At 44.6% G+C, this 16,265-nt stretch carries 17 protein-coding genes, 1 tRNA gene and 1 pseudogene; 9 read left to right on the forward strand and 10 right to left on the reverse strand.

Annotated elements, in window-relative coordinates; translation table 11 throughout:
* Window position 1 precedes the first annotated feature (1 nt).
* The 3 genes from FY534_RS10080 to FY534_RS10090 all read left to right on the forward strand — a co-directional run bounded on the left by FY534_RS10080 (window position 2) and on the right by FY534_RS10090 (window position 2,782).
* Window positions 2-1,153, forward strand: a complete 1,152-nt coding sequence (locus FY534_RS10080; protein WP_203114471.1) for an MGDG synthase family glycosyltransferase — start codon at window positions 2-4, stop codon at window positions 1,151-1,153.
* 15 nt (window positions 1,154-1,168) lie between these two features.
* Entirely contained in the window at window positions 1,169-2,416 is a 1,248-nt protein-coding gene (locus FY534_RS10085; protein WP_203114472.1) for a glycosyltransferase, read from the forward strand.
* 290 nt (window positions 2,417-2,706) lie between these two features.
* Window positions 2,707-2,782 (forward strand) — tRNA-Lys (locus FY534_RS10090).
* 32 nt (window positions 2,783-2,814) lie between these two features.
* On the opposite strand, the gene FY534_RS10095 is transcribed toward FY534_RS10090, so the two are convergent.
* Window positions 2,815-3,852 (reverse strand): EAL domain-containing protein, encoded by a 1,038-nt coding sequence (locus FY534_RS10095; protein WP_203114473.1) that lies wholly within the window; start codon window positions 3,850-3,852, stop codon window positions 2,815-2,817.
* A 429-nt stretch (window positions 3,853-4,281) separates the two neighbouring features.
* Here FY534_RS10095 and FY534_RS15050 point away from each other — a divergent pair, with 429 nt between their 5' ends.
* Window positions 4,282-4,713 carry a 3D domain-containing protein gene (locus tag FY534_RS15050; RefSeq protein WP_370541571.1) on the forward strand — a complete coding sequence of 144 codons (432 nt, stop codon included), beginning with the start codon at window positions 4,282-4,284 and terminating at the stop codon, window positions 4,711-4,713.
* Here FY534_RS15050 and FY534_RS15055 read toward each other — a convergent pair.
* Window positions 4,642-4,983 (reverse strand): annotated as a pseudogene (locus FY534_RS15055) (DUF86 domain-containing protein); the annotation flags it as partial. The gene FY534_RS15050 and the pseudogene FY534_RS15055 overlap by 72 nt on opposite strands.
* Before the next feature lie 198 nt (window positions 4,984-5,181).
* Here FY534_RS15055 and FY534_RS10110 point away from each other — a divergent pair.
* A complete protein-coding gene (locus FY534_RS10110) occupies window positions 5,182-6,924 on the forward strand; it encodes a 2-oxoacid:acceptor oxidoreductase subunit alpha (protein WP_203114475.1) in 1,743 nt (580 codons plus the stop codon).
* Window positions 6,912-7,778: a 2-oxoacid:ferredoxin oxidoreductase subunit beta gene (locus FY534_RS10115; RefSeq protein WP_072873450.1), complete on the forward strand. Its 867-nt coding sequence runs from the start codon at window positions 6,912-6,914 to the stop codon at window positions 7,776-7,778. The genes FY534_RS10110 and FY534_RS10115 overlap by 13 nt, the downstream gene beginning before the upstream one ends.
* 3 nt (window positions 7,779-7,781) lie before the next feature.
* On the opposite strand, the gene FY534_RS10120 is transcribed toward FY534_RS10115, so the two are convergent.
* The gene (locus FY534_RS10120; protein WP_203114476.1) at window positions 7,782-8,252 is read right to left on the reverse strand and encodes an NUDIX domain-containing protein; all 471 of its coding nucleotides are present in this window, start codon (window positions 8,250-8,252) and stop codon (window positions 7,782-7,784) included.
* Between the two features lie 38 nt (window positions 8,253-8,290).
* Between FY534_RS10120 and FY534_RS10125 the strand changes: the two genes are divergently transcribed.
* A complete protein-coding gene (locus tag FY534_RS10125) occupies window positions 8,291-8,593 on the forward strand; it encodes a hypothetical protein (protein WP_072873452.1) in 303 nt (100 codons plus the stop codon).
* On the opposite strand, the gene FY534_RS10130 is transcribed toward FY534_RS10125, so the two are convergent.
* Together FY534_RS10130 and FY534_RS10135 are read right to left on the reverse strand one after the other, a co-directional pair.
* On the reverse strand, window positions 8,552-9,055 hold the full coding sequence (locus FY534_RS10130; protein ID WP_203114477.1) for a divergent PAP2 family protein: 504 nt from the start codon (window positions 9,053-9,055) through the stop codon (window positions 8,552-8,554). The two genes, FY534_RS10125 and FY534_RS10130, sit on opposite strands and share 42 nt — an antisense overlap.
* A 46-nt stretch (window positions 9,056-9,101) precedes the next feature.
* Window positions 9,102-10,184, reverse strand: coding sequence for a M42 family metallopeptidase (locus FY534_RS10135; protein ID WP_072873454.1), 1,083 nt, complete (start codon window positions 10,182-10,184; stop codon window positions 9,102-9,104).
* A 200-nt stretch (window positions 10,185-10,384) separates the two neighbouring features.
* Between FY534_RS10135 and FY534_RS10140 the strand changes: the two genes are divergently transcribed.
* On the forward strand, window positions 10,385-10,705 hold the full coding sequence (locus FY534_RS10140; protein WP_072873455.1) for a YunC family protein: 321 nt from the start codon (window positions 10,385-10,387) through the stop codon (window positions 10,703-10,705).
* 5 nt (window positions 10,706-10,710) lie between these two features.
* Here the strand turns inward: FY534_RS10140 and FY534_RS10145 are convergent, their stop codons facing one another.
* Complete coding sequence (locus FY534_RS10145) at window positions 10,711-11,949, reverse strand: glycosyltransferase family 2 protein (protein WP_203114478.1); 1,239 nt, start codon at window positions 11,947-11,949, stop codon at window positions 10,711-10,713.
* Window positions 11,950-12,032: 83 nt separating this feature from the next.
* Between FY534_RS10145 and FY534_RS10150 the strand changes: the two genes are divergently transcribed.
* Window positions 12,033-12,635, forward strand: a complete 603-nt coding sequence (locus tag FY534_RS10150; RefSeq protein ID WP_238413500.1) for a DedA family protein — start codon at window positions 12,033-12,035, stop codon at window positions 12,633-12,635.
* Here the strand turns inward: FY534_RS10150 and FY534_RS10155 are convergent.
* The 4 genes from FY534_RS10155 to FY534_RS10170 form a co-directional block, all read right to left on the reverse strand.
* Window positions 12,609-13,865 (reverse strand): HD domain-containing protein, encoded by a 1,257-nt coding sequence (locus FY534_RS10155; protein ID WP_083574087.1) that lies wholly within the window; start codon window positions 13,863-13,865, stop codon window positions 12,609-12,611. The two genes, FY534_RS10150 and FY534_RS10155, sit on opposite strands and share 27 nt — an antisense overlap.
* Window positions 13,866-13,937: 72 nt before the next feature.
* The gene (locus tag FY534_RS10160; RefSeq protein WP_072873459.1) at window positions 13,938-14,294 is read right to left on the reverse strand and encodes a HesB/IscA family protein; all 357 of its coding nucleotides are present in this window, start codon (window positions 14,292-14,294) and stop codon (window positions 13,938-13,940) included.
* 22 nt (window positions 14,295-14,316) lie between these two features.
* Complete coding sequence (gene bcp / locus FY534_RS10165; RefSeq protein WP_203114479.1) at window positions 14,317-14,799, reverse strand: thioredoxin-dependent thiol peroxidase; 483 nt, start codon at window positions 14,797-14,799, stop codon at window positions 14,317-14,319.
* A 4-nt stretch (window positions 14,800-14,803) separates the two neighbouring features.
* Window positions 14,804-16,258 (reverse strand): aminotransferase class I/II-fold pyridoxal phosphate-dependent enzyme, encoded by a 1,455-nt coding sequence (locus tag FY534_RS10170; RefSeq protein WP_072873461.1) that lies wholly within the window; start codon window positions 16,256-16,258, stop codon window positions 14,804-14,806.
* Window positions 16,259-16,265: the final 7 nt, after the last annotated feature.

A 16,265-nucleotide genomic window follows, 5' to 3' on the forward strand; every position in this document is an offset into this window, starting at 1 on the left:
TATGGAACAGCAACTTGACGTCCTATTGCTGAGTGCCGGATACGGTGAAGGCCATCATCAAGCAGCTCGCGCCATTCAGGAAAATTTACAACGAATCTGGCCCGGTTGCCAAATTACCATGATGGATTATCTGGAGTACATACCTGATTTTATCGGTCAAGCTACTGTTGGGCTCTACAAAGCCATGTCGAAACATTCACCATGGATGTACGCTGGCGTTTATCACTTGACTTCCCAAATTGCAGGCATGTGGGGGTGGAGCCATATTGAATACAGTCTCGGACGCCGTCATTTGCGCCATCTCATCCAGACGGTTTATCCCAAAGTTATCATCTGCACACACCCGCTTCCGATGGCAGTTCTCTCTACAATGCGACGTCAAAATGAGAAGTTGCCGCCGGTTTTTGGTGTCGTTACAGACTATGTTCTACATGGAGAATGGATCCAATCGGATTTAGACCGCTACTACGTTCCTACACGCCGGATGCAACAACAACTATCGGAACATGGAATCGACAGCAAACGAATCATTGTCAGCGGTATTCCTGTACGGGAGGCATTTTCTGAAACCATCGATACACATGCTGCTCGAGCCGCGCTCAACTGGCCAGACGTACCCACTGTGCTTTTTCTGTCGAGTGCCCTCGGAACTTTGGGAGGAGTGGTAGAAGCTTGTCAAGAACTTCTTCTCTCACGCGAGTATTTTCGCCTTGTGGTCATCTGCGGTCGAGACAAGACATTAGCCGAGAAACTTCGTCAATTAATTGCAAAAGACACATTCCACCCCATTGAAGTTTTAGGCTATGTCCACAATATTGCTGACTATATGCGTGCCTCCGACATCATTGTCACCAAAGCCGGCGGCATCACGTTGTCGGAAGCCTTATCTTTACAGCGAACCATCGTCATATATCGTCCGATTCCAGGGCAAGAATCCGGCAATTCTCGCTGGGCTGCCCAGCGTGGCGCAGTGGTGATAGCCAAAACACCGGAGTCGCTTTGCGAGCAAATAGAAACATTACTTGCCAATGATGCTCTACGGATAACTTTATCCACACGCGCTGGACATTTGGCAAAACCTCATGCAGCCAGACGCATTGCCAGCGACGCTTGTGAAGCAGCGGGAAAAATAAATCGTATGACTCGTAACTAGGATGGTGGGGCAAAGATGTGGACGATCGCTATAGGAGCGCTTACATGCCTAGCCTGGTTTTGTCTGCTGTTCTTTCGCGGACGATTTTGGCAAACCCATTTACAGTTGACCGCGCAGCCATTGTCAAAAAAGCATCAGACGTTTAATTGGCCCAGCGTATGTGCGATTGTACCTGCACGAAATGAGGCTGACATGATTCCTCAAACGTTAGGTGCTCTGCTCAATCAATCCTATCAAGGACACTTTTCAGTCATTTTAGTGGACGACCAAAGTCATGATGAGACTGTTCAGGAAGCAAAAAAGACGGCCGTTTTGTCAAAACATCCAGAGCGACTGACGATTGTATCGGCTCCCCCTTTACCAGAAGGTTGGGCAGGAAAAGTGTGGGCTATGCAGACAGGACTGCTGCATGTGCCCGTGGACACTGATTTTCTATGGTTTACAGACGCCGATATTTTTCACCCTCCTCACTCCCTGGAACGTCTAGTGGATAAAGCATGTTGCGAGTCGTTTGATCTCGTTTCCATCATGGTTCGCCTCCACTTTACTGGGTTTTGGGGCTCCCTTATGATTCCAGCCTTCGTGTACTTTTTTGCTAAACTATATCCTTTTCGTTGGGTGTCTCGTGATCATCACCCCAAAGCGGCGGCAGCAGGTGGCAGTATATTGGTCCGACATTCGTTCATTGGAACAGAAGACGGATTGGCTCCCATAGCCGGAGCACTGATTGATGATTGCTCACTAGCGCGACTCGTTCAATCTCGAAAAGGAAAACTTTGGATTGGATTGGGTAATGAGGTAACAAGTCTACGCGCCTACCCTGGGCTTGGTGCTGTTTGGAAAATGGTAACCCGTTCAGCCTTTGTCCAATTGCGTTATTCACTCTGGCTTTTATTGGGTACGGTGCTTGGTATGCTGCTACTCTATGTTTGTCCGGTTGTGTTAGCTTGTACGTCATTGTTTCGCATAGTAGAAAAGCTGATATCACCAGCAACAGAAAATTTTTTACATATTCCAGGAACACAACTGTTGCTTAGCGCCGCTCTAAATGTAAGCGCATGGGTATTGATGTCCATCAGTTTTATTCCCATTTTACGCTGGTATCGAGTCCAAACATGGCGGGCGGCTCTATTACCTCTGTGTGGTTTCTTCTATACATGCATGACAATAGATTCAGCGCGTCGCTTCTGGCAACAACAAGCGGATGCTTGGAAAGGCAGACCATTCCAGCCAATGCCAAACAAACCTACTCGCCATCCTTAATAGGAAGCATCTATGCCCGACAAAGTATAAGCCCTTACGTCAGCGATTGAATCTCATCCTGGAGTTGGAATCACGCCTTTCCGAAGTAATACTGAGTTCCACAGAACCATCCCACTTACATCTTTCATGGCTTGTTCTATATCAAAATTAAAACATATAGGATGAATGATGCATCCACCCTTTCTCTGAACAGAGTAATTAAAAAAGAAAATTTTTCTTTTCAACTATGGGCAAAAACCACTTGCAACCATTCAACATTCATGATATGATACATCTCGTTGTCCCGATACGAGCCATTAGCTCAGTTGGCAGAGCACCTGACTTTTAATCAGGGTGTCCCGCGTTCGAGTCGCGGATGGCTCACCAAAAAGCCGCACAGTTGATGCGGCTTTTTATTTTCATAAAAATACTTCAGAATTTGATGAAGGTGAGAAACTCGGCTTACCGTAATAGTATCCCTGTTGCCAATCGTATCCGATTTCCCTTAAAATTCGAGCCTCTTCAGCAGATTCAATCCCTTCCGCCAGAGCTATAGCATTCATAGAAGAAGTCAGTCGATAAATTTTCTCTGCTCGATCGCGTTTTTCTTTATCCAAATGTATATTTTTAACAAATTTTCGATCCAATTTGACAACATCTGGCTCTAAGGCGAGCAAGGTAGATAGATCATTAAAACCCTCACCCACATCGTCGAGCGCATATCGAAAACCTTCTCTTCTATAATAAAGGAGAATACGTTTCAGGTGTTCCAAATTGTCTACTCTTTCTGTCTCCACAACTTCAAATACGATGCGTGAATTATCAATTCCGTTCTCGTAAGCCGCCTTCATCGTTGTTTGTAAGCAGTGTTCTGGTATGTAAATAGACGTAGGTATAAAATTTACAAAAATCAACTGTTCTTGACTCAGTTGTTGCCCTGCTTGAATACCCTTGATGCGGCATGTTCGATCTAAACGAAAAAGCTCACTTTGATTGCGGGCAGATTCAAATAAGAGTGCTGGTGAAATCAAAGACCCATCTGGCCTCAGAGCTCGAGCAAGCATTTCATAGCCAATCGTTTGCTTATACTCAACATGAACAATCGGTTGATACATCATATGAATTTGATCGTGTTGGATAATCTCATCAACCCACAGCACTGGTCTTCTGGCTACCACCTCATGGAAAGTCATATGATTCATTTTTTCTATTTCACTGCCTAATTTCACGGCTCCGTAAAAATCCCAATTTTCTAAGGAGTAATATTCACTCCAAAACGACAAACAGTCGAAAAATAATCGATTTCCTACCCATAATTGCGAATGATTAACAGGCTGCCATTCTTTTTGCGAGTGCTGAGAGAGCGATTGAATCACTTCTTGCAAGACGGACGGACGATCTACCTCAATCATATATCCCTTTACAGTTTCCATACATAACGGACAATTATCTTGCATGAACTTCCCCCCAAATAAGTAGAATTTCATTCATGTCGATCATTCGTCACTTGTCTCCATTTTCCTCATTCATTCCGATTAAAATCAATTTATTTCATACCATGTATAAACTTCATCTAATTTTGGCAAGGTACAAGCATGATTATTTCTCATAAAATGCATTCCATCATTGCATGTATCATCAGTTTGTGCAGTGGATTGGCTTGTCCTGCTTCGCTTGAAACCCATCCACTTCATGAAGCTGGAAAACTGAAGCAGGAGAAACAAGCAACGAGTTTAAAAGCAACTCCAGATGTCCATTTACAAAGTACAGTTCCTAAACATCCTGCATTACAAAAGGAAAAAATTTTATTGAAAGAAGAAGGGCAGGGAGATTTTACACTCACCGCTTACGCTCTAGATGCAGGGTGTACGGGCAAAGCTCCTGGCATGCCAGGGTTTGGAGTAACCTCAACAGGAGCTAGGGCAACCGTAGGCAGAACCATCGCTGTTGATCCGCGCTATATTCCTTATGGAACCCTTGTCTATATTGAAGGACTTGGTTGGCGTATTGCGGAGGATACAGGTGGCGCTATCCGCGGCAGACATATCGATGTCCTGTTGCCCTCCCATCAAGCGGCTATTGAGTTTGGAGTTAAACATCATCAAAAAGTAAGATGGTTTCATATTGCAACCGAACCATCGAAAGAAAATGTTTCTTCAATAAGGATGCTCCATATAGCTCCGGAGTTGTTTGCAAAAGTTTCGCAAATATCCACGCTGACTCTGCAAAGCGAAAAAGATATCCGCATTGGGAATACGCGCGAGCTCTCTGAGCAAACGAGTTCTCAAATCGATAAGCGGGAGGAGTTGTTCAAATAACGATTGACTCAAAATTTTTTCCTCAACCAGCACAAGCAGAATATCTGAGTATCCTCCAGGATCACGCATAACCATAGCATCAATAATGTCTGAAGCTGCGTTGGTCATTAATTCTACTGCGATATAGAGGGCTCGCTCGGCAGCAAGTTTCTGTGTCCAATCCTCCTCCTTCTCGCCTTGCTCGACTTGCGAGTCCATCCACCCAATCATTTGTTCTAAATCATCCAATTGAGCCTCGATTTTTTTCTTCATTACATCCGTCAAATACATTCATTCCAGCCTCCCGTTTCTCGGTTCACTCGCGTAAAGTATAATGAAACCCAATAAAATCGACAAATGGAAAGGAGGACACAGACTTATTTTTGTAGAATAGTCTAAATCTATCGACTGTATGATGATTTAGATAAGTTTTAAGACCTTTCCTTTCAAACTTTGTATTTGACAACCTCATTAAGGAAGTGAAGCTGCTTGCTAACTGAACTGTCCTGGAAAGTTGGCGGTCAACAAGGTGAAGGTGTTGAGAGTACTGGTGAAACGTTTGCCGTAGCACTCAATCGTCAGGGGTATTATATCTATTCTTTTCGTCATTTTTCTTCAAGAATTAAAGGCGGGCATTCTAACGACAAAGTGCGCGTAAGTCTTATCCCTCATCGAGCTATTGCTAGTTACACGGATATTTTATTGGCATTTGACCAAGAAACCATTGATCTGAACGCTTCTGATGTAAGAGAAGGCGGCATAGTGATTGCCGATGCTAAATTTAAGCCCACTGCTCCCCAACATGTTCAACTTGTCAGTATTCCGCTGACACAGCTTGCTGAAGAAAACGGATCGGCCATTATGAAAAATATGGTGTCACTCGGTGCCTCCTGTTATCTACTCGGGTTGTCTCTCAATGTATTTCGATCTGTGATAGAAGAAAAGTTTTCCCGCAAAGGTGCAGCGGTTGTTGAACAAAACATGCGGGCGCTACAAAGCGGATACGATGCCATCAGAGAGCAAGCCACACCTGATATGCTCATGCCACTAGCTCCCGCTGATGGTGTGCCACGACTTTTTATGATGGGCAATGATGCTCTTGGTCTTGGCGCCTTAGCTGCTGGTGCTAGAGTGATGGCTGCTTATCCTATCACTCCTGCTTCTGACGTGATGGAATACCTCATTAAAAAGATGCCTAAAGTGGGCGGCGCAGTGGTTCAAACAGAGGATGAAATTGCAGCTATGACCATGACTATAGGCGCAAACTATGGCGGAGCGCGAGCTTTCACTTGCACATCTGGTCCGGGGTTAGCATTGATGATGGAAGCTATTGGACTTTCTGGAATGACTGAAACGCCAACTGTGATTATTGATACACAACGCGGCGGCCCTTCTACTGGTCTACCTACTAAACAAGAACAATCTGATTTTCTCGCAGCGCTCTTTGGCACTCACGGCGAAATTCCTAAAATTGTGCTAACCCCAGCCACTCCTGAAGAGTGTTTTCAAGCGATGGGTGAAGCGTTTAATTTAGCTGAACAATACCAGTGTCCGGTCATTGTCATGACTGATTTGCAACTTTCATTAAGCAAACAAACAACAGAACCGCTCAAGTTGTCCGATATTTCCATACAAAGAGGTTCCACCTTGATGAACGACATACCTTCTGAAAACATCCATGACCAATTCAAGCGGTATGAACTAACTGCCAATGGCGTGTCACCTCGAGTTTTGCCTGGCACGAAAGGTGGATTACATCACGTAACGGGTGTAGAACACAGTGAAATTGGACGCCCTAACGAAACCTCGCTGAATCGGCAAAAAATGATGGAAAAACGCATGCGAAAACTGCAGGGTGTTGAACTCAATCACAGTGTATCCTGTCACGGCAATCCAAACGCAAAGACTGTGTTGCTTGGAATTGGTTCTAATTTTGGCGCTCTGGAAGAAGCGGTTGAAATATTAGAAAAACAAGGTATCTCCGCCACTCATGTTCATATTCATAAACTTTTACCCTTTCCTGTTCAAGCCCTTCAAGAAGCATTTGCTCATAAAGAAGAAATTTTTGTGGTAGAAAACAACGCAACTGGACAAATTCGTCATTTACTCGGATTTTTTAACGTTTCGACGAATGGCGCCCTACACTCAATTTTAAAATTCGATGGTAGCCCATTTTTACCAAAAGAGATCGCCGAAGAAGTCGCGAGGAAGGTGAGCGTATGGCAAGCATGAAAGATTTTCGAAACGAAGTCAGACCCAACTGGTGTCCCGGTTGCGGAGATTTTTCTGTACAAGCAGCTATTCAACGCGCCCTTGGGCAATTGGATAAAGAACCGCATGAGGTCGCTGTTATCTCTGGCATCGGATGCTCTGGAAGAATCTCAGGCTACATCAATGCTTACGGATTTCATGCCGTTCATGGTCGAGCTTTACCAACAGCTCAAGGAGTCAAGCTAGCTAACCGCAATTTAACAGTCATAGCCGCTGGGGGAGATGGAGATGGATTTGGCATTGGGCTCAACCACTTCATCCATGCGGCTAGACGCAATATGGATATTACTTATATTGTTATGGATAACCAGATTTATGGTCTGACGAAAGGGCAACATTCTCCAACATCTGCGCATGGTTTTCAAGTCAAAACAACACCGCATGGAAATATTGAATACCCACTGATGCCAGCACAATTGGCTTTGGCAGCAGGCATCTCCTTTTTAGCGCAAGGATTTTCGAGTGAGGTAGGCAAACTGGTAGATCTGATTGCTGCAGGTATTCAACATAGAGGTTTTGCGTTAATTAATGTGTTCAGTCCATGCGTCACTTATAATAAGGTGAATACTTATGAGTGGTATAAAGAAAATTTGATATCTGTAGACGATCTCCCTGACTATGATGCTGCTGATTATGGTCGCGCCATGAATCTTGTACGTGAACACCATGGACTTGTAACGGGTCTCATTTATCGTGATGCGACTCGGCCAGCATATGAAGATATGATTCACAACTATGCCACGACACCTCTGGCCGCAAGTGAACTGCAACTAGATGCATCCTTGTTTGAAGAAGCTGTTAAGGAATTTGCCTAAACTTTAATTTTTTTCAAAAAAACTCTTCGCCAATTTTCTGTAAAGTTCAGTATACACGCCATCTTTGACTACAAAAGACATATCAGGCCGATCCTTTACCGTATCCGGTGAAGGAGTCGGCCGAAAACAGCGTACATCAACAATTTCACTGCTGGCAGGTCTTTTTTGTATATCTTCCAGTTCACAGAGATAAACCCATTTCACATGAAAAGAATCTTTCTCCACGGGTACTAAATACTGCATGATTAATTGTGGATTCGTAATAAGCGCACCCGCTTCTTCAAAAACTTCGCGGCGTAAGGCTTGTTCTGGTGGCTCATTGGATTCTCTTTTTCCTCCAGGCAATTCCCAGCCACGCTGAGGATGCTTCACCCAAATCCAGCCTCCGGAAAAAGGAATAACAGCCAATATTGCCGCAGGTTCTCTAGCTGCACTAAACGGGAACCATTCCCATTCAATGGCTCTACTAAACATATCCGATGCTCCATTCATTAAGGAAAGGATGAAAGAATTTGCGAGATAAAAAAACAGAAGATGAACTACTCAAATCATTACCAGATGGGCACAGATTAACTCATAAAGAATTTTTTGTGTACACTACAGAAAAAACATCTTATGAGATTGAGTTGTATTCAGAAATAAACGGACCCTATTATGCTGTGGGTATTCCTCAAGACGGACCCATGGTGATTTACGGCTCTTCACGTACAGATAGCGCTTATAATGCCATTCAGATGGTTTTAGATAAAATTCAGCGTGAAGAACATCACTTTTTACCAGATCCACCATTTTCCAAAGACGATGCCAATGAGTAACCCAATCACAGCTCCCAGTATGACTTCCTGCGGCTCATGACCTAAGATCTCTTTTAATCTTTCCCCTTCTTGTTCAACAGAAGAAGATGAGCTGTCTGATTCTGAATTAAGAGAAAGCTCCATGGCAATGCGATTCAATAAAACGGCATGCTCTCCCGCATGACGACGAATCCCCCCCGCGTCATACATAACAATCGCGGTAAAAACTACCGACGTAGCAAATATGGGAGATTGTGGACCAACCACATAAGCCAGCGCGGTTGTCAAAGCCATTACGCCAGCGGCATGCGAGCTCGGCATGCCACCAGCGTCTATAATTTTATGCAATTCCCATTGGCGAGTACGAAAATAATGAATCGGTATTTTCAGTATTTGGCCAACACATATGCCAACCAAAGCAGCCATTAAGGGAGCATTTCTCCATAGGCCCTCCAAAAAACTGACCAAATCATGGTGTATCATGAAACTCCCCCACTCTGCTCGTCAGCTTTACAACATCCATCCCATTTTAATACTGGTTTCGAATTCGTTCTACTGTCTCTTTATCTAACCTTTTGACCAGTTCTGTACAAAGTTTGACACCCTGCTCAAAATCATCGTGGCAGTAAATTGACGTATGACTATGAATATATCGGGTTGGATAGCCAATGGCCACAGACGGAACTCCGCTGCCGCTGATATGGAAACGCCCAGCATCTGTTCCGCCTCCTGATATAGATTCCACTTGGCAAGGTATCCCCACTTCTGCTGCTGTATCTAAAACAAAATCTCGGAATACCGGATTGGGAATCATGGAAGCATCAAAGATAACTAGCAAAGGTCCTTGACCACATTTGGACAAAGCATCCGACTTCGTCAGTCCTGGTGTATCACCGGCTATTCCAACATCTAGCGCAATTGCGATATCCGGCTGAATTTCATTCGCCAATGTGACAGCGCCGCGCAAACCAACCTCTTCTTGAACAGTCGCACCAGCATACAGAATATTGGGATGTTCCGTATTTTGCAAAGCATCCAATACACCAACCGCGGTGGCACAGCCAAGTCGATTATCCAAAGCTTTAGCGCAGTAGAAATGACCATTTCCCAGACGAGTAAACGGACTCCAAGGAACAATGGCATCTCCAGGACGAACGCCTAGTTCTTCCGCTTCCGCTTTGTTCTTGACACCGAGATCGATAAACAAATCTTTGATATCCACTGCTTGTTTGCGTTCTTCAGGTTTCAAAATATGTGGCGGCTTAGAACCGATGACTCCTGTCAGTTTGCCTTTTCTCGTATGTATCGTCACTCTCTGAGACAGCATGACTTGAGACCACCAGCCACCGAGTGTCTGAAATTTAACAAAACCTTCGTCCGTCAAGTATGTAACCATCATGCCGATCTCGTCCAAATGCCCTGCAAGCAGGACGCGTGGTCCATCTGCTTGTCCGACTTTCTCGCCAACCACCCCACCCATACCATCTTTAATTAACCGATTGGACAGTGGGTTAAGATATTGCTCCATTAAAGACCGAACCTCTTTTTCAAACCCAGGGACACCATCAGCTTCTGTCAGCGATTGAACAACTTTCAACATATCAAGCGACATTCTTTTTCCTCCTCACCATACGATCTTAAGGAAGTGAATTTCTAATTCTTACCCCACTCTTCTGCTTTTGTTCCCTATCGTACCACATCCTCCACACAGAATGCCTTGTGCAGGCAAATCACCTACAAGGATTTTGTGCATTTGTCATATTATGAATAGGCAGAAACAAAGTTAGGCAACTCAACAAGGAGGAGAAAACCTTGGTACGACTGTATCCGATTCAAATTGACGAACAAACATTTACAGCCGTTGAAGTTCATTTACCCAAAACCACACTCCTGTCCATATCCAATGAAGTTGGCTATGTCATGTGTGGAGCACTCGATGTAGAGTTGCTGCGAACACGTTTAGCTGCACGAGAAATCGTGGCTGCACGAGCTGTAGGTGTAAAAACCATCGAAGAATTATTGATGGGACAGGTGGAAAGTTGCACACAATCAGCGGAAGCACTGGGTATCTTTCCTGGAATGTCTATTCGAGAAGCTCTACAACGTATGAGTACTGTCAAAAGTCAAGCATGAGCCTGTTACAGTTCATCCATACGTATACTGCGTTTATGTTCTGTATGACTCCATCGTTGATCAGAACAGGATAAAAACGCATAGAGTGTAATTGGCCCCCAGGTCCAAAGAAATATAGGCAACAAAGGAAGCGCAAAATATGCACGCCAATTTACTTTCTCAAGAAACAATGCAAAGGGTATCTGCAAATAGAGAATAGCGCTTATCAGAATCCAAAAATAAGTTGGCAATAAGCCAGACAGATGGTTTATACCCATATCGCTAGAGATGGAGATATGAAAAAACACCATAAGAGATATGAGAAAAAGGATTATAAAGCGTATGGGTTGAAAAAGATAGAGCGCCGCATCCAATTGACGAACGTCACGTTTTTGCAATGCTTTGCTAAGAAGAGGAAAAAAATTTCGCTTTGCACAATAAAAATGACCTCGCATCCATCGTATCCGTTGACGTAGGGAAGAAACAAGGTCTATTGGTTTTTCGTCATATACCCTAGCTTCATGCGCCCACACAGGATAAATACCACGCCTAATACAACGCACGCCAAACTCCAGATCTTCCGCCAATCCAGTGGCGTGCCAGCCCATTTCTGCTAAAAGGTTGAAATCCACACATACACCCGTACCACCGAGTGAACAAGCAAGTCCCAGATTATTCCTGGCTTTTTGCCACATGCAATTACTAAACCAATATGAAACAGCCTGTGATACCGTAACCCAACTGTCAAACGGATTTTTCACTCCTAGATAACCCTGAATAACTCGATGGCCTGTACATAAATGATGATTCATTGCTTGTAAAAAATCGGCTTCTACCAAATTATCTGCATCAAAAATAAGTACAGCATCATAAGAGACAGACATCTCTTGGAGTCGTTTCAACATCCATTCAATAGCATAACCTTTGCTGCGTTGTGTCGATTGTTCCCGGCAGTGCACCTTAGCACCGTGGGCTAAAGCTACCTCCGCTGTATGGTCAGAACAGTGATCAGCAATCACATGAATGTCATAGAGATGGCTGGGATAGTCCTGAGCAAACAAACTATCCAGCAAAAAGCCAATCACTCGTTCTTCATTATGAGCTGGAATCAGAATGGCGAATTTTTTTTCCGGAGAATGGGTATGCGGTTTTTTGGCAGGGAAATAACCAGGGAAGGAAAGTAAAGTTTGATATATTCCTAGTAGGCTGGCAAAGATTTGTATTCCTAAACCCATCGTTTGGACAAAAAAGCGCCAAATATCCATACGTCACTCAACCCGTCTTTCAGATTGTCAGTCATACTCTCATCGTTTACGATAGTAGAGGTATCACAAAAAGGAGGAAGACTGTGTCTAATCATTTTAACCTATGGATTGCCCACGATGGCTATTTCGGCTTATTTCTGCTTATGCTTTTAGAAAGCGCCTGTATCCCTATACCCTCAGAAGTCGTTGTTCCATATGCCGGCTATCTTTCACACCAGGGTGCCCTTTCCATTGTTCCTGTCATTCTAGTCGCAACTTTAGCTAATGTGGTTGGCGGTTATATCGCCTATATGATTGGCTATTATGGCGGTCGACCCTTTGTGCTTAAATATGGACGATTTATTCTCCTGAATCCCCACCACCTCGAGAAAGCCGAACAGTGGTTTGCAAAATATGGGGAAATCACCGTATTTCTAGGCAGACTAGTTCCTGCGGTGCGCACCTTTGTTTCCCTGCCTGCAGGTATGGCGAAAATGCGTTTAGGAAAATTTTTATTTTATTCGTTTCTCGGTTCCTTACCCTGGAATATCGCTTTAACCATCGCTGGTTATCAGTTGACCGCACATTTTGATATCATTGACAAACATTTGAAACCATTGAGTACCATAGGCGCCGTTATTCTAGGATTAGCAGTTTTATGGTTTTGGTTTGGGCAACGTTCAAGACGGATAAACAGAAACTTGTAAGAGGCGGCGGATTCGTTCCGCTGTCTCTCCATTCTCCAAAAAAATCTCACGTGGCAAGAATAGACAAAATTCCTCTGAGGTTGAGAGCTCACGCACCAGTTTGGAAAGTCGGCTTAGTTCTACTTTGTCACCTTTTTTCGTAGCAATTGAAATACCTTCCCCATGATAGATATAAGCAGTAATTCCAGAAGTTCTCCCGGCAAAGTAATACTCTGGATCGTAGCCGTTGGCCCGTATCAAGGTGCGCAACTGAGCCCTGATCTCCAAAGAAGGTTCACTGCAGACAATCGGATAGAGTAATCTTCTGTACAGAAAACGCTTGGATAAATCCGCCAAAACCTCATCTTTACTTCCACTCCATAAATGAAACGCATAGGTAAGCGTAGACTCATCCAACGCAAGGTATTCTTTTACGGAAAGCGGGCGAGAATCTTCATGAAGTATAGCCGTCAACGCTTTTGGAAGATACAAAGCTGCTGTCTCCTGCTGCTCGCGAGCGCGTTTGAGAATATTCGCCACAAGTACATCGCTGCCAATTGTAACGGGATGCAAATAGACTTGTGCATACATGAAATACCGCGCAAGAATATATTGCTCGACTGTATGAATGGCATTTTCCGAGATCGCGACCTGACCATCACTAATCACTATAGAACGAAGAATTCTTGCCAATTCAAAACTTCCGTAAGATACACCCGTATGTAAACCATCTCGCAGCAGATAGTCCATCCGATCAACATCCAATTGACTGGATATTAACTGTTGTATTATTGGAAACTTCCCTCTTTTTTCTAAAACACCCACTAAATCTTGCGCAAAATCTGTGTCTATTTCGTCCAGCCTTCGACGAATCTCTTCATCTTCCAAGAGAATTCTCCGAGTCCAGTCCTCGTGGTGATAAGCGTACACCTTTTCAAAAGTATGCGAAAAGGGGCCATGTCCCACATCATGCAAAAGCGCAACAGCTAAGGCAAGTTTCCGATCGCGATCGGAATGCGGCCAGCCAAAGCGCTTCTGCAAATGCTGCAAAAGTCGTCGCATCGTCTCATATGCGCCTAGAGAATGACTGAAACGGCTGTGCTCAGCACCATGAAAAGTGAGATAGGAAGTGCCCAACTGACGAATTCTGCGCAATCGTTGCACAGCAGCCGTATTGACGAGTGACCAAATCCAGGCATCGTCCACCACAATTTCATCATGTACTGGATCTTTCAACACTCGCTCAAACACAGGCATCGTCCTCTCAAACGTCAAAGAGGGCTTACGGAAAACCCGCAAGACCCTCTGGTGTACGCTAATTTTTCAATCACAAGAACCAGGCTGGCCTGCTTCAGTGGCAGTACGAAAACTGCTTCCACAGCCGCACATGGAAGTTGCGTTGGGATTGTTAATTTTAAAACCTTGTCCTGTTAAATCGTCCACATAGTCAACCTCTGAACCATCTATCAAATGAAGACTTTCTTGATCCACCAAAACTGAAACACCATTGAGGGTAAAACGTAAATCGCCTGGTTTTTCAGAGTCAAGCGCCATACCATAAGAGAAACCAGTGCAACCCCCAGGCTTGACAAAAAGACGCAGAGCGTTTTCATCGGGGCGATTTCGTTCCTCAATCAACTGCTGGATTTTTTCAGCCGCCGCTTCTGTCAGCGTGACCATATCCATCCCTCCCCCATACAGTTTACTCCTGAGCCAATGACCTGACAACTTCCAGAACTTTGTCAGCGTGACCATCCACGCGAACGCGCCGAAAAACTTTCGCTATTTTGCCTTCCGAGTCGATGACAAACGTTGTCCTTTCTAAACCAATGGTCTTTTTCCCATACATGTTTTTCTCACGAATTACACCATATGCATTGCAAACTGTTTCATCAGGATCGGACAAAATCGGAAAATTAAGTTGATATTTCTCGCTGAATTTTTCATGAGATTGCACATTATCACGAGAAATACCGTAGATTTTAGCCCCAATTGCAGAGAATTGGCCTGCTAAATCGCGAAAAGCACACGCTTCCTTTGTACAACCTGGTGTATCGTCTTTGGGGTAGAAGTAGAGCACCACCGGTTGTCCCTTCAATTCAGACAGATGGACTGTCTCTCCATATTGATTCGGCAAAGAAAAATCAGGAGCATCCATGCCAGGTTTTAAATCGACAACGTCCATACTTTCACTTCTCCTTTACAACTTTTAAAGTGCGAATTTCCGGATCATCAGGTCCTTGAACAGGAAGACCGGCTCTCAGATTGGCTTCAATATATTGGAGGCTTTCCCGGGTAATCGACTCACCCGGCATCAGTATTGGAATACCCGGCGGGTAAACCATAATCATTTCAGCAATAATTCTGCCTTCCGACGCTTCAATGGGCACCACTTCTGTCGCCGCATAAAAAGCTGAACGCGGTGGCATGCAGAGTGTTGTCTCAGGTGGTGTGCGAACTTCTAACGCTCGAGTTTGGCGACGCTCTTCATAGGTTGCGGAAATATCCTCAAGGGCCAAAACCAGGCGCTCTACATCTTCTTCTGAATCTCCCCAAGAGAGAATGCAGAGGATGTTATAAAGATCGCTTAATTCTACCTCAATGTTGTATTCTTCACGCAAAATACGTTCTACATCGTAACCTGACAACCCCAAATCTTTCACAGAAACGGTTAGTTTTGTAGGGTCAAAGGCAAATACCGCGCTATTGCCCGTCAGCGGACGAAGACAAGTGAGGCCGGGAATTTGATCGATTTTCTCACGGGCGTGATTGGCTAATTCGATGGCTCGTCCAATCGCTTCGTGTCCGTGAAGAAAAAGTTCACGGCGCGCCACATCCAATGAAGCGAGTAACAAATACGATGTAGAAGTTGTGGTGAGCATACTCAACACCACCTGGGCGTGACGTGCATCCACCATGCCTTCACGAATATTTAAGACACTTGACCCAATGAGACTGCCGCCTAACTTGTGTACACTTGTCGCCGCCATATCTGCTCCTGCCTGCATCGCGGAAATGGGTAACGCCTCATGAAAGGCGGTATGAACACCGTGTGCTTCATCCACCAATACTGCAACACCGTATTGATGCGCCAGCGATACAATGCTTTCCAAATCTGCTGCCACACCGAAATAGGTGGGATTGATGACCACCAGAGCTTTGGCCTGCGGGTGCTGTTCTAAAGCGGAAGCGACTGTCTCCAGTGAAACGCCATGAGCTATGCCAAAATCGCGATCGACCACTGGTTGCAAAAAAACGGGACGAGCATCAGCTAGAATAATGGCCGTCAAGACAGATTTATGAACATTGCGCGGAACTAAAATGGTATCACCTGGTCCCACGACGCTCAGAACCATAGTCATAATAGCTGTGCTTGTCCCTTGTACTGAAAAGAGCGTCACATCCGCACCAAAAGCTTGTGCGGCTAATTCCTGAGCCTGCTTGATTGCGCCTGTAGGTTGGTGCAAGTCATCCAAAGGGGCAATATTGACCAAATCTATACTGAGCGCATTCTCACCAATAAACTCTCGAAATCGGCCTGCCATTCCCCTGCCACGCTTGTGACTGGGAATGTGAAATTGCGTAGGTTGACGCGATGCATGATTGAGCAGCATATCAAAAAGCGGCGTATTGTCTTGGTTCAATGAAGAG

The sequence above is a fragment of the Alicyclobacillus sp. TC genome (genome assembly GCF_016804365.1).
GTDB classification, from domain to species: domain Bacteria; phylum Bacillota; class Bacilli; order Alicyclobacillales; family Alicyclobacillaceae; genus Alicyclobacillus_I; species Alicyclobacillus_I tolerans.